We start from the raw sequence: 13,074 nt of genomic DNA, 5'->3' as shown, positions 1-13,074 counted from the left end.
GCCGGCCCGGCATCCGGACCGACCCGCATTGGCCCGGTTACCCGTTAGTTACGCTTGTCGTCGTCAAGATCTTCGAACTCGGCATCGACAATGTCGTCTTCACCCGCCTGAGCAGCGTCTGCCGCCGCAGGCTCATCCTCGGCCTCTTCGGACTGTGCCTTGTAAATGGCCTCACCCAGTTTCATTGCGGCTTCGGTGACATTCTGAATACCGGACTTGATCTTGTCGGCATTATCGGTCTCCAGCTCATCCTTCAGCGCGGCAATGGCCAGCTCGATGGCTTCGATGGTGGTCGGGTCGACCTTGTCGGCATGCTCTTCCATCGACTTCTCGGTCGAGTGGATGAGGCTTTCCGCCTGGTTCTTGGCGTCGACGAGCTCGCGGCGTTCCTTGTCGGCTTCCGCGTTCTCTTCGGCGTCCTTGACCATCTTTTCGATGTCATCGTCGGACAGACCGCCCGAGGCTTGAATTGTGATCTTCTGCTCTTTGCCGGTGCCTTTGTCCTTGGCCGAAACCGAGACAATGCCGTTGGCGTCGATATCGAAGGTCACCTCGATCTGAGGCATACCGCGCGGTGCAGGCGGGATGTCTTCAAGGTTGAATTGACCCAGGATCTTGTTGTCCGAGGCCATTTCACGCTCACCCTGGAACACGCGGATGGTCACGGCGTTCTGGTTGTCTTCGGCGGTCGAGAACACCTGAGACTTCTTCGTCGGGATCGTGGTGTTGCGGTCGATCAGACGGGTGAACACGCCACCCAGAGTTTCGATACCCAGCGACAGCGGGGTCACGTCCAGCAGTACCACGTCTTTGACATCGCCCTGCAGAACACCGGCCTGAATGGCGGCGCCCATGGCAACCACTTCGTCCGGGTTCACACCCTTGTGCGGCTCTTTGCCGAAGAATTTCGTGACCTCTTCGATCACTTTCGGCATCCGGGTCATACCACCGACCAGAACAACCTCGTCCACATCGCCCGCGGACAGGCCCGCGTCTTTCAGAGCGGCTTGGCAGGGCTTCATCGACTTCTTGATCAAGTCACCTACCAGCGATTCCAGCTTGGCGCGGGTCAGTTTCATGACCATGTGCAGCGGCTGACCATTCGAACCCATCGAGATGAACGGCTGGTTAATCTCGGTCTGCGAGGTCGAGGACAGTTCGATCTTGGCTTTTTCAGCGGCTTCTTTCAGACGCTGCAGGGCCATCTTGTCCTTCGACAGGTCGACACCGTGTTCCTTTTTGAACTCATCTGCCAGATAGTTGACGATGCGCATGTCAAAGTCTTCACCACCCAGGAAGGTGTCGCCATTGGTCGATTTGACCTCGAACAGGCCATCGTCGATTTCCAAGATGGTCACGTCGAAAGTACCGCCACCAAGGTCATAGACCGCGATGGTGTGGGTTTCTTGTTTGTCCAGACCATAGGCCAGAGCAGCCGCTGTCGGCTCGTTAATGATCCGCAGCACTTCCAGACCAGCGATTTTACCGGCGTCTTTGGTGGCCTGACGCTGCGCGTCATTGAAGTATGCGGGAACCGTGATAACGGCCTGTGTGACTTCCTCACCCAGATAGCTTTCCGCGGTTTCCTTCATCTTGCCCAGAGTGAAGGCCGAGATCTGGCTTGGGGAGTACTTTTCACCGCGGGCTTCCACCCACGCGTCGCCATTGCCGCCATCAACGATGGCGTAGGGTACCATTTTCTTATCTTTTTCGACTTCGGCGTCGTCAACCCGGCGACCGATCAGACGCTTAACACCAAAAATCGTGTTGTCGGGGTTGGTGACCGCCTGGCGTTTTGCAGGCTGACCGACCAGTCGCTCATCTTCGGTGAAGGCAACGATCGAGGGCGTGGTCCGCGCCCCTTCGGCGTTTTCGATGACCTTCGGCTGCGAGCCGTCCATGATAGCCACGCACGAGTTCGTGGTTCCAAGGTCAATCCCGATTACTTTTCCCATATGTTCAATCCCTTTCTCTTCAAGGCGATGTCCGAGGTCCGGACCCGTTATGGCACCCGGCCCCATCTGTTTTGCACTGTGGCTCTACACCATTGCGCGTCCCGGCGTATATAAGGGCGGGACGAATGGCCTGCAAGCATTGTAAAACGCAGGTTTTCGGGAATCTGTGGCCTTTTTCGGCAAGGTTTTGGCAAGGATTGGGGAATCTTGGATGACTCGGCTGCGTGTGCGCGGATTTGATATCAGAAAAGCGTGGCTGGACGGACCCGCGCAAACACGGATGATTGAATGCTTACGCCCGGTTCTGAAATCTGCGCCGCTATTCCGGCCGGTAACGCCCTCGGGCAAAGATATGTCGGTGCGCATGAGCTCAGCCGGGGTGCTGGGTTGGGTCAGCGACGAGACGGGTTACAGGTATCAGTCACAACACCCTAAAGGTATGAATTGGCCCGCGATTCCAGTACAAGTCATGGATATCTGGCGACAACTCGCCAGTCCCGACCGCGATCCCGATTGCTGCCTGATCAACTATTATGGCGAAGGCGCACGCATGGGGTTGCATCAAGATAAGGACGAGGCTGATTTTTCCTGGCCGGTCCTATCGATCTCATTGGGCGACGATGCCCTGTTCCGGATCGGCAATCCGACGAGGGGTGGCAAGACCGAGTCGATTTGGCTGAACTCGGGCGATGTCGTGGTCATGGGCGGCCCGGCCCGTCTGAGCTATCACGGTGTAGACCGCATTCGTTACGGCTCGTCAAAACTGCTGCCCAAGGGGGGACGGATCAACCTGACCCTGCGTGTCGCCCGCTAACGCCGCGCATCCCAGCTTTGTGATACATGCTGCCGAGAGAAGAAGATCCCCAGCAAACCTATCAGCAACAGGGCCAAGCCGACCCAAAGCGCATATTCCCAGCTTGTGTTGCGCGGGAAATAGTTTCGGAAGATAAAGCCGCGGCATTGGTCGATGATATGAAACAGCGGATTCCAGGCAAACATGGCCAATGTGGCCCCGCCCAGTGCGTTGGCCACAAACATCTTCCCCGAAAAGATCATGTTCATCCGCCGGTAGACATTGGACAGGATTGCAACCGTGGTTGGAAACCACGGTCGTAACGCCATGAAGACCACTCCGGTCGCGCAACCGGTGAACCAGGCCAGGATCAGCATGGCAAAAGCGCCGCCCGGATCCTGAAGCTCAATCGGTGAAACCGCTACGCTGTAGAGGAAAAGGATCACGATGATCGTCATCAGCTGGGTGTAAAGCATCCCAAAAGCAGTCGCCAAGAGCATAACCATCATGTTCATAGGCGAATGCAGCATCATTGGGTTGTTACCGGTGCTAACGCCAGCAATGGAACTGATGGATTTGATATGGGTCAGAAACAAGAACACACCGGACAGCAGGAATAAAATAAACTCCCCCCGGATTTTTGCGATACGCGGACCCATGAAAGACATGATCAGGTAGAACACGGCAACGAGGGCCAGAACCTGAAGGATGTTGATGAGAATGGCCAGAACGGCGTTGTGATGTTGCGACCGCACGCTGCGCACGACAGCATGGAAGATAAGCTCTGCCGTTGTGAACGCACTGCCCAGTAATGTGCGGTTTCGCCTGAAATAAAACACTTGACGCGTCTTTCTGTTTTTTCGCCTGCAATCTGTCACGAAATTCTTGCCGTTCCGTAACCATCACACCATAAGGCCGTCAGGCTATTCGATCAACAAAACACACGAACGGAGCATTTTTGTGACCTACGACGCCCTCATTCCCGTTATCCGACGTCTGGCTTTGGAAGCTGGCGACAAGATCATGGAGATTTATGAGGCGGATGATTTCGACGTCAAAGTGAAATCCGATGCCAGCCCCGTGACCGAAGCGGATGAGGCAGCCGATGCCCTGATCTCGGCGGGTCTGCGACAGGCGTTCCCCGACATTCTGCTGGTGACCGAAGAGCAAGCGGCCTCGCATTCCCAGAAAGGTGATACGTTCCTGATCGTTGACCCGTTGGATGGCACTAAGGAGTTCATCAACCGTCGCGGTGATTTCACAGTCAACATTGCGCTGGTTGAACACGGCGTTCCAACCCGCGGCGTCGTCTATGCCCCGGCCCGGGGGCGCATGTTCTATACCTTGCCAGATGGCCAGTCAGTTGAAGAAACCGGCGCGTTTGATAAGGCCCAAGCCGGGGAAATCCATCAGATTTCCGTCTCTAAACCGGACAATTCTGCGTTGATGATCGTTGCCTCAAAATCTCACCGGGACCAGGCGACCGAAGATTACATCAACAAGTACCAGGTTCAGGATAGTAAAAGCGCGGGCTCGTCCCTGAAATTCTGCCTCGTGGCCACAGGCGAAGCCGATCTGTATCCCCGTGTTGGCCGAACGATGGAGTGGGACACGGCCGCAGGTCATGCCGTATTGAGCGGAGCAGGCGGCAAGGTCGTGCGCTTTGATGACCATACTCCGCTGACTTATGGCAAGGACGGCTATGCAAACCCGTTCTTCATCGCATACGCTCCGGGTGTTGACCTGAAAGAAGCCTGATGTCCGTTCTGATTGCAATTCCCGCCCGGTATGCCTCGACCCGATATCCGGGAAAACCCCTTGTGCCGCTGACCGGAGCAAATGGCACCGCCATGACATTGATTGAGCGGTCGTGGCGGGCGGCTTGTTCGGTTTCAGGTGTCGACAAGGTGGTCGTCGCCACTGATGATGACCGCATTCGCGAAGTGGCCGAAGGCTTTGGTGCCGAAGTGGTGATGACTTCGGAAAGCTGCCAGAATGGTACCGAGCGCTGTGCCGAAACGCATGCTGTGATGGGCAAGGGTTACGACATCGTTGTGAACCTGCAAGGGGACGCGCCGCTGACGCCGCATTGGTTTGTCGAAGACCTGATCGCTGGACTGCGAGCCGCACCTCAGGCCGAGGTGGCCACACCCGTGTTGCAGTGCGACGGCGACGCGTTGAACAGCCTGCTGAACGATCGCAAACATGGGCGTGTCGGTGGTACCACTGCGGTCTTTGCCGCAGACCACAGCGCCCTGTATTTCTCGAAAGAGGTCGTGCCTTACACCGCCGAAACTTACCGGGGCGCTGATCCAACACCGGTGTTTCACCATGTTGGTGTCTACGCCTATCGTCCCGATGCGTTGGCTGCCTACCCCACATGGCCGGTTGGCCCGCTTGAGAAACTGGAAGGGCTGGAACAACTGCGCTTTATGGAGAACGGCCGCAAGGTTCTGTGCGTCGAAGTCGAAGCCCGAGGGCGCCAGTTCTGGGAGTTGAACAACCCGCAAGACGTTCCCAAGCTTGAGGAAATGATGGCAGCAATGGGGGTGGATTGATACCATGTCCAGCACCCCATATGCGCCTGACGAACGAGTTTTGTGCAATGTGTTTCTTCTGGAAGGCTAGATGACCAATATCCTTGTCACCGGCGGGGCCGGATATATCGGCTCTCATGCCTGCAAGGCACTGGCGCAATCGGGCTATACGCCGGTGACCTACGACAATCTGGTAACAGGCTGGCAGGATGCGGTAAAATTCGGACCATTCGAACAGGGTGATCTGCTGGATCGCGCCAGGTTGGACGAGGTTTTCGCCAAGTACCAGCCCGCCGCCGTAGTGCATTTTGCCGCCCTCAGCCAAGTGGGTGAGGCGATGTCCCAGCCCGGCAAATATTGGGCCAATAATGTTACCGGCTCACTTGCCTTGATCGAGGCTGCAGTAGCTGGGGGATGTATGAACTTTGTATTCTCATCGACATGCGCAACCTATGGCGAGCATGACAATGTGGTGCTGGATGAAGACACGCCGCAACTGCCGCTTAACGCTTACGGAGCCTCGAAACGTGCCATTGAAGATATCCTGCGTGATTTCGAGGCCGCGCATGGGCTGAACCATGTGATCTTTCGCTATTTCAATGTGGCCGGGGCCGATCCGGATGGCGAGGTCGGAGAGTTCCACCGCCCTGAAACTCATCTGGTGCCGCTAATGCTGGACGCAATCGATGGGAAGCGTGACGGGCTGACCGTGTTCGGCACCGATTACGATACGCCCGACGGCACCTGCATCCGCGACTATGTACATGTCTGCGATCTGGTGGATGCGCATGTGCTGGGGCTGAACTGGCTTGAACAGGGCAAAGGCAGTCGGGTGTTCAACCTTGGCACCGGCACCGGGTTTTCAGTGATGGAAGTGATCAGCCATTCCAAAGCTGTAACCAACCGCGTGGTTCCCTACTCCATCGGGCCTCGACGCGCAGGGGATTGCACCAAACTGGTGTCAGGTTCACACCGCGCACATGAAGAACTGGGTTGGACACCAAAAAGATCAACGTTAGAGACGATGATCAGCGACGCATGGCGCTGGCATCAAACCGGCAACTACGAAAAGTGAGCCGCATGTGACGGGTTACGCAACCGATACCCTTCCACACATCAATTGGGTCCAGAAGTACCGGTTGCGTCTCAAAAGACGGCGGTTGCTCTGGCGGTCTTTTCGCAGCCGCCACCAACTGACAGCGCTGAAAAACCGGACCGCGCGGATCACGCCGGGCGAGGTTCTGGCCTTCACGACCCTGCGCAATGAAATCACGCGGCTTCCGTGGTTCTTTCGCCACTATCGCGCGCTGGGGGTGGATCATTTTCTGGTGGTGGACAATGGCAGCGACGATGATTGTTTCGAGTTTCTTCTGGAACAACCCGATGTTTCGCTTTGGCAAACGCCTTCCAGCTATCGCGCAGCACGGTATGGGCTTGATTGGCTGACCTGGTTGCAGATGCGCTATGGGCACGGCCACTGGACCCTGATGGTGGATGCAGACGAGCTGCTGATCTATCCCGATCATGACCAAAAATCCTTACGACACCTAACCGCAGATTTGGAGCGGCGCGGCCAGATGGCACTTGGTGCACTGATGCTGGACCTTTATCCCAAAGGCCCGCTTGGCGCTCAGTCGTACGAACCCGGGACGGACCCGACGAAAGTTCTGGACTGGTTTGATTCCGGACCCTACCGCGCGCAGCGGCAAAGCCCGATGGGAAACCTGTGGGTGCAGGGCGGGGTACGAGAACGCATGTTCTTTACCGAGAAACCCAGCAAGTCGCCCACACTGAACAAAATACCACTGGTCCGGTGGTCGCGGCGCTATGCCTATGTAAACTCAACCCACTCGGCCCTGCCCCGGCACTTGAACGCGGCCTATGACGGGCCGGGCACCGACGCCCCTTCGGGCGTTCTGCTGCATACGAAATTTTTGCCCGAAGTGGTCGCGAAGTCTGAGTCTGAGAAAACACGGCGTCAGCACTTTCACGATCCCGACCAGTTCGAGGCGTATTATGATGCCATTTGCAGCAGCCCCGACATGTGGACACCGCAGTCAGTGCGTTATGCAGGGTGGTCGCAGCTTCAGAACTTGGGTCTGATGGGAAAAGCGTGCTGAAAATAGGCATAGGTGACGAACGTCTTTGAAATAAGTTGCCTTGAAAGATGCAAAGATGTCATAAATCGGTAATGTCCCGGCACCACTCTGGATCGTCCAGCCCCCGGGCATGCTCGCGTAAACAAAAAAAGGCTGAGCAGACGCGTGAGCCTGTTGGATTCATACCGGATGAGATTGCGGCGCAAGCGTCGTCTTGTGCGCTGCCTGCTGAAACGGCACCAGTTGAAGCCGTTGTCGGACAAGACCTCTGATATCCGGCGCAGCGACATATTGTTGATGAGCGTGCTTCGGAACGAGAAAATCCGTCTGCCCTATTTTTTGGAATACTACCGCAAGCTGGGCGTTGATCATTTCCTATTCGTTGATAACGACAGCGGCGATGGCTCGGGCGACTATCTTGCAAGCCAGCCTGATACCTCGGTGTGGCGCGCGAAGGCCAGCTACAAAAAGGCATCGTTTGGTTTGGACTGGTCGAATTGCCTGCTGCGGGAATTTGCGCATGGGCATTGGGTTCTGACAGTCGACCCGGATGAGTTCTTCATCTACCCGTTTTGCGACACCCGCCCGGTGCGGGCATTGACCGATTGGCTGGACGGCTGTGCGGTACGCAGTTTTGGCACCATGTTGATCGACATGTACCCGCAAGGACCGGTGGACCAACACCCCTATAGCGAAGGTCAGGACCCGTTTGAAATTGCCCGCTGGTTTGACGCGGGCAACTACATGATCACAAAGAACCCGGATTATAAGAACCTGTGGATTCAGGGCGGACCACGCGCGCGGGTGTTTTTCCGTGAAAACCCCGGCAAAGCACCGGCGCTGAACAAAATCCCTCTGGTCAAGTGGGATCGGCGCTACGTCTATGCCAGCTCGACCCATTCGCTGCTGCCGCGCGGGTTGAACCAAGTCTACGACGAATGGGGGGGTGAAAAAACCAGCGGCGCGTTGCTGCACGCAAAGCTGATCAGCACGTTAGGCGAAAAAGCCCGCGAAGAGATGCAGCGGGGTCAACACTATCGCCGCTCGGGCGAGTACCGCGCCTATGCCGAAGGGCTGGATGAGAAACCGATATTTTGGTGTGACCAGTCCGAGAAATACATCAACTGGCGGCAGCTTGAGATTCTCGGCCTCATGTCCAAGGGGAACTGGGCATGAGCAGACTGGGAATTGTCATGCTGGTTCACACCGCCCTGCACAGGGCCGAGCAAGTGGCGCGTCACTGGACGGCATCGGGTTGTCCTGTGGTGATCCATGTAGACGGCAAAGTGCCCGAGCGGGTTTATTCCGAGTTCGAAGCCTCGTGCGCCGATGATCCGTTGATCCGGTTTTCCGAGCGTCACATTTGTGATTGGGGGCGCTGGGGGATTGTCGCGGCCTCACAATCTGCGGCGGAAATGATGCTGGCAACGTTCCCAGAGGTGCACCACGTCTATCTGTCTTCGGGTGCGTGCCTTCCGTTACGACCAGTGCAGGAATTGGCTGATTATCTTGCGGACCGGCCGCGGGTGGATTTTATAGAAAGTGCCACAACCGCTGATGTCAGTTGGACGATCGGCGGGCTGGACCAAGAACGGTTCACGCTTAGATTTCCGTTCTCATGGCGCAACCACCGCAAATTGTTCGACCTTCACGTTAAGTTGCAGCGCACACTTGGCATGCGCCGCAAGATTCCCGAGGGCCTCGTGCCGCATATGGGAAGCCAATGGTGGTGCCTGACGCGACAGACCTTGTCAGCCATCTTGCAGGATCCGAAACGGCAGATTTATGATCGCTATTTCCGACATGTCTGGATCCCGGATGAGAGTTATTTCCAGACATTGGCGCGCTTGTATTCAACCCATATCGAAAGCCGCTCGCTGACGCTGTCGAAGTTCGACTATCAGGGACGACCCCATATTTTCTACGACGACCATCTACAGCTTTTGCGCCGGTCAGATTGCTTCGTGGCCAGAAAGATCTGGCCCCAGGCTGATCGTTTGTATCAGGCGTTCCTGACCGATCAGAACGGTGCCATGCGACCGACCGAACCCAATCCAAGCAAGATCGACCGGGTGTTTTCCAAGGCGGTCGAACGGCGAACCCGCGGACGCGACGGGCTTTACATGCAAAGCCGCTTTCCCCGCCACGGAAGCGAGAACGGGCTGACATCGTTCCCGTACTCGGTGTTTCAGGGCTTTACCGAGTTGTTCGAAGACTTTGAACCTTGGCTGGCCGAGGTCACAGGCGCCAGAGTGCACGGACATCTGTTCGACCCCGAACGGGTCGAATTCTCGGGCGGGGCCAAGATTGTTAACGGCGGGCTCAGCAATTGCGCCGTATTACGCGACTATAATCCTACGGCCTTTGTCTCGAATCTGATCTGGAACACACGGGGCGAGCGGCAGTGTTTTCAGTTTGGTCCCCGAGACACCCAAAAGATCAACTGGTTTCTGGCACGGGACAAGAACGCACAGATTTCAGTTATTACCGGGGCTTGGGCGATTCCGCTGTTCCGGTCGAACATGAACTTCGCCGACATTCGTTGCGAAGCCGCACGCCTGCAACAGATCGAGACCAAGCAGCTTGAAGTTTTAGGCTCGGTCTGGACCAAGGCGCGGGTTCGAACGTGGACACTGGCAGAGTTCGTCGAGTCCCCGATGGAACCCATGCAGAGCGTGATCGAAGAGATTGGCACCCCGCGCCCCACTCATCTGTCCGAAGCGCCGAAAATGGTAGATCTGTCCGGTTTTGGGAAATTCCTGCAAAACCTCAAGAACCAAGGAATGCATCCGTATCTGATGGGGGATTTCCCGACCGATGACCTATTTGGGGCACAGGTTCGGCCGTTCAAGAAACCCTATCTGGTGCAATAGCCCGCCATGTCGCCCAGGTTCGACTATTTCATCATCCTTGCGGCCATGCGCACCGGGTCCAACCTGCTGGAGTTCAACCTGAATGCACTGGATGGCGTTACCTGCCACGGAGAGGCGTTCAACCCGCATTTCATTGGTCGGCTTAAATCAGAAAACCTGCTGGGTGTAACGCTGGAGGACCGCGACACGGACCCGATGAAACTGGTGCGCGTGATCAAGGATGCTCCGGGCGTGTTGAACGGCTTTCGGTTCTTTCAGGGGCACGATACGCGCGTATTAGAGTCTGTCCTGATTGACCCCCGATGTGCCAAGATCATTCTGACGCGTAATCCGCTGGACAGCTATATCTCATTGAAAATCGCGCGGGAAACCAAGCAATGGCAGCTCAAGAACATCAAGCGCCGCCGCGAGGCGAAGGTTGAATTCGACGCTCAGGAGTTCCAGGCATATCTAAATCAGCAGCAGGCATTTCAGGCGCAAACTCTGAATACCCTCCAGAGAACCGGACAAAGCGGGTTTAACATCACGTATGACGACCTAACTGACCTGGATGTTCTGAACGGTCTGGCGGATTGGCTGGGTGTTTCTGCGCGGCTGTCTGCGATTGACGACACGATCAAGCCGCAGAATCCCGAACCACCCCTATCCAAAGTCACCAATCCCGAGGAAACTGAACGCGCCCTCACCCGGATCGACAGTTTCAACCTGTATCGCACACCAAATTTCGAACCCCGGCAGGGGCCAGACGTCAGCAATTACGTTGCTGCCTTTGATACCCCGTTGATGTACATGCCGCTGCGTGGTGGGCTAGCGCAGCCGGTTATTCAATGGCTGGCTGATCTTGACGCCGTCGACGTCGACGTCGACAGCCTGATCAGAAATCAGAGCCAGAAGGAAGTTCACCAATGGTTGCTGGCCAATCCCGGCCATCGGAAGTTTACTGTGCTGCAGCACCCTTTGGCACGGGCACATTTTGCTTTTTGTTCTAATGTCCTCAGCACTGGCCCGGGAACGGATCTTCAGCGGCGCAACCAACTGCGCAACCGTTTCAAAATCCCGATCCCCGGCCAGCTTCGCGACGGGAACTATCCGGTAGATCAGCATTATGAGGCCTTCGCGGCCTTTCTTGCCTTTCTGCACCACAACCTGGCCGGTCAAACGCCCGTGCCGGTGGATGCGATGTGGTGCAGCCAGTCTCAGGCGCTGGCTGGGATGGCTTCTTTCGCGTCGCCCGACCTGATCCTGCGCGAGGATGAGATCGCGACCGCCCTGCCGGATCTGGCCCGACGCATGGGGCATGAAAACCCACCAGAACCCAACCCTGTTGCGGCGGATGTTCCGTTCCTTCTGGCGGATATCTATGACGAAAAGTTAGAGGCGCTGGCGACCGATGCCTACCAGCGCGACTATATGCAATTCGGGTTCGAAAATTGGAAACCGATTACGCGCGCAGCGTGATCAACGTGCCTTTGCTGACCATCGCATAAATCTCTTCAATCTCATCGTTCTTGACGGCGATGCAACCCGCGGTCCAGTCAGGTGTTTTTCTTGCACGTTTCAGTTCCGACCGCTTTTCTGGCTGGCCGTGAATAAAAATGTCACCGCCCGGATCAACGCCGGCGGCTTCGGCCTGTGCAATATCTTCTGAGTTGGGATATGAAATACCCAGAGATAGGTGATAGCGGCTGTTGGGGTTGCGACGGTCGATCAAATAGCTGCCTTCAGGTGTGCGCCCATCGCCGCGCCGAGTTTTAGTGCCGGTCGGCGCAAAGCCAAGATCAACCTTGTATTCCGTTAGAACACTATCATTGTGCAGAAGATACAGCTTCCGCGCGCCCTTGTTTATGACCAACGAGGTCACCTGTGGGCCATCATAAGTCAGAAATCTCGGGCCAGCCGAGGCACAGGCCGAAAGACCCAAAGTTGCCATAGCGCCCATTCCAAATGCTCGACGATCCATGTTACACTGCCTGCTCACTTTTTTCGGCATTATGCCAGAATCGCGAAAAACTTAAAATCACTTTTTAGCGTTCTGCTGCTCGGTCAGGCGACGTTCGATGCTTTCCAGCCGTTCCAGCACTTCATCACGATAGGCGTCGGTTTTCACCTCATCCTCGGCATGGTGCGCGTCTTGCATCGAGTTCACGATCAGGCCAACCAACAGGTTCACCACCGCAAAGGTCGTGACCATGATAAACGGCACAAAGAACATCCAGGCATAGGGATAGACCTCCATCACCGGGCGTACGATTCCCATGGACCAGCTTTCCAGCGTCATGATCTGGAACAAGGTGTAGGCTGACAGACCCAGATCACCGAACCAGCCGGGAAACGACGCCGAGAACAGCTTGGTTGAGATCACCGCGCCGATATAGAACAGGATTGCCATCAGAAGGAATACGCTGGCCATACCCGGCAAGGCCGAGATGAAGCCTTCAACCACGCGACGCAGGCGCGGCGCGACCGAGATAACCCGAAGAACCCGCAAGATCCGAAGCGCCCGCAGAACCGACAGCCCGCCCGCAGTTGGAACCAAGGCAATGCCCACGACAACAAAATCGAAAATATTCCAGCCGTTGGTGAAGAACCGCCGTCCGGTGGCAACAAGCTTCATGGCGATTTCAGCCACGAAGATCGCAAGGCATATTCGGTCCAACGTCAAAATAAGTGGCCCGGCGGCCCCCATCAGCGTTGGCGACGTTTCCATCCCTAAGAGGACGGCATTGAAGATGATGACTGCGGTAATGAACCGGCTAAAATTGGGACTATCAATGACCCTCAGCAGGCGCTGATTAAATCCCATTGTGGCTGTCTCCT

General features: G+C 56.3%; 12 protein-coding genes. 8 read left to right on the top strand and 4 right to left on the bottom strand.

The window, feature by feature from the left end; translation table 11 throughout:
* Positions 1–44 precede the first annotated feature (44 nt).
* A complete protein-coding gene (dnaK, locus tag ACXAET_RS13250; protein WP_475185761.1) occupies positions 45–1,955 on the bottom strand; it encodes a molecular chaperone DnaK in 1,911 nt (636 codons plus the stop codon).
* 211 nt (positions 1,956–2,166) lie between these two features.
* Between dnaK and ACXAET_RS13245 the strand changes: the two genes are divergently transcribed.
* Positions 2,167–2,769 (top strand): alpha-ketoglutarate-dependent dioxygenase AlkB family protein, encoded by a 603-nt coding sequence (locus tag ACXAET_RS13245; RefSeq protein ID WP_475185757.1) that lies wholly within the window; start codon positions 2,167–2,169, stop codon positions 2,767–2,769.
* Here ACXAET_RS13245 and ACXAET_RS13240 read toward each other — a convergent pair.
* Positions 2,766–3,587 carry an ABC transporter permease gene (locus ACXAET_RS13240; protein WP_475185755.1) on the bottom strand — a complete coding sequence of 274 codons (822 nt, stop codon included), beginning with the start codon at positions 3,585–3,587 and terminating at the stop codon, positions 2,766–2,768. The two genes, ACXAET_RS13245 and ACXAET_RS13240, sit on opposite strands and share 4 nt — an antisense overlap.
* 121 nt (positions 3,588–3,708) lie before the next feature.
* Between ACXAET_RS13240 and cysQ the strand changes: the two genes are divergently transcribed.
* From cysQ to ACXAET_RS13205, 7 genes are all read left to right on the top strand, one after another.
* Positions 3,709–4,506 (top strand): 3'(2'),5'-bisphosphate nucleotidase CysQ, encoded by a 798-nt coding sequence (cysQ, locus tag ACXAET_RS13235; protein WP_475185752.1) that lies wholly within the window; start codon positions 3,709–3,711, stop codon positions 4,504–4,506.
* Positions 4,506–5,306 (top strand): 3-deoxy-manno-octulosonate cytidylyltransferase, encoded by an 801-nt coding sequence (locus ACXAET_RS13230; RefSeq protein WP_475185748.1) that lies wholly within the window; start codon positions 4,506–4,508, stop codon positions 5,304–5,306. The genes cysQ and ACXAET_RS13230 overlap by 1 nt, the downstream gene beginning before the upstream one ends.
* A gap of 70 nt (positions 5,307–5,376) precedes the next feature.
* Positions 5,377–6,360, top strand: a complete 984-nt coding sequence (gene galE / locus ACXAET_RS13225) for a UDP-glucose 4-epimerase GalE (RefSeq protein ID WP_475185746.1) — start codon at positions 5,377–5,379, stop codon at positions 6,358–6,360.
* Between the two features lie 7 nt (positions 6,361–6,367).
* On the top strand, positions 6,368–7,405 hold the full coding sequence (locus ACXAET_RS13220) for a glycosyltransferase family 2 protein (protein WP_475185745.1): 1,038 nt from the start codon (positions 6,368–6,370) through the stop codon (positions 7,403–7,405).
* Positions 7,406–7,573: 168 nt separating this feature from the next.
* On the top strand, positions 7,574–8,560 hold the full coding sequence (locus tag ACXAET_RS13215; RefSeq protein WP_475187220.1) for a glycosyltransferase family 2 protein: 987 nt from the start codon (positions 7,574–7,576) through the stop codon (positions 8,558–8,560).
* The gene (locus tag ACXAET_RS13210) at positions 8,557–10,257 is read left to right on the top strand and encodes a DUF5927 domain-containing protein (RefSeq protein ID WP_475185741.1); all 1,701 of its coding nucleotides are present in this window, start codon (positions 8,557–8,559) and stop codon (positions 10,255–10,257) included. Before ACXAET_RS13215 ends, ACXAET_RS13210 begins: the two co-directional genes overlap by 4 nt.
* Before the next feature lie 6 nt (positions 10,258–10,263).
* Positions 10,264–11,715, top strand: coding sequence for a nodulation protein NodH (locus ACXAET_RS13205; RefSeq protein WP_475185736.1), 1,452 nt, complete (start codon positions 10,264–10,266; stop codon positions 11,713–11,715).
* Here the strand turns inward: ACXAET_RS13205 and ACXAET_RS13200 are convergent.
* Both ACXAET_RS13200 and ACXAET_RS13195 read right to left on the bottom strand, forming a co-directional pair.
* Complete coding sequence (locus tag ACXAET_RS13200) at positions 11,699–12,217, bottom strand: L,D-transpeptidase family protein (protein WP_475185735.1); 519 nt, start codon at positions 12,215–12,217, stop codon at positions 11,699–11,701. The two genes, ACXAET_RS13205 and ACXAET_RS13200, sit on opposite strands and share 17 nt — an antisense overlap.
* Before the next feature lie 57 nt (positions 12,218–12,274).
* On the bottom strand, positions 12,275–13,060 hold the full coding sequence (locus ACXAET_RS13195; protein WP_475185732.1) for an ion transporter: 786 nt from the start codon (positions 13,058–13,060) through the stop codon (positions 12,275–12,277).
* Positions 13,061–13,074: the final 14 nt, after the last annotated feature.

The organism is Ruegeria sp. AWH4_226, assembly GCF_056159225.1.
Note: the sequence above shows the minus strand (reverse complement) of the source record. Positions and strands in the feature narration are given on the sequence as shown.

Bases quoted from the DNA above. Each gene is read 5' to 3' on its own strand.
- galE (WP_475185746.1), top strand. From the start codon at position 5,377: ATGACCAATATCCTTGTCACCGGCGGGGCCGGATATATCGGCTCTCAT.
- dnaK (WP_475185761.1), bottom strand. From the start codon at position 1,955: ATGGGAAAAGTAATCGGGATTGACCTTGGAACCACGAACTCGTGCGTG.
- ACXAET_RS13245 (WP_475185757.1), top strand. From the start codon at position 2,167: ATGACTCGGCTGCGTGTGCGCGGATTTGATATCAGAAAAGCGTGGCTG.
- ACXAET_RS13200 (WP_475185735.1), bottom strand. From the start codon at position 12,217: ATGGATCGTCGAGCATTTGGAATGGGCGCTATGGCAACTTTGGGTCTT.
- ACXAET_RS13210 (WP_475185741.1), top strand. From the start codon at position 8,557: ATGAGCAGACTGGGAATTGTCATGCTGGTTCACACCGCCCTGCACAGG.
- ACXAET_RS13205 (WP_475185736.1), top strand. From the start codon at position 10,264: ATGTCGCCCAGGTTCGACTATTTCATCATCCTTGCGGCCATGCGCACC.
- ACXAET_RS13230 (WP_475185748.1), top strand. From the start codon at position 4,506: ATGTCCGTTCTGATTGCAATTCCCGCCCGGTATGCCTCGACCCGATAT.
- ACXAET_RS13195 (WP_475185732.1), bottom strand. From the start codon at position 13,060: ATGGGATTTAATCAGCGCCTGCTGAGGGTCATTGATAGTCCCAATTTT.
- ACXAET_RS13215 (WP_475187220.1), top strand. From the start codon at position 7,574: ATGAGATTGCGGCGCAAGCGTCGTCTTGTGCGCTGCCTGCTGAAACGG.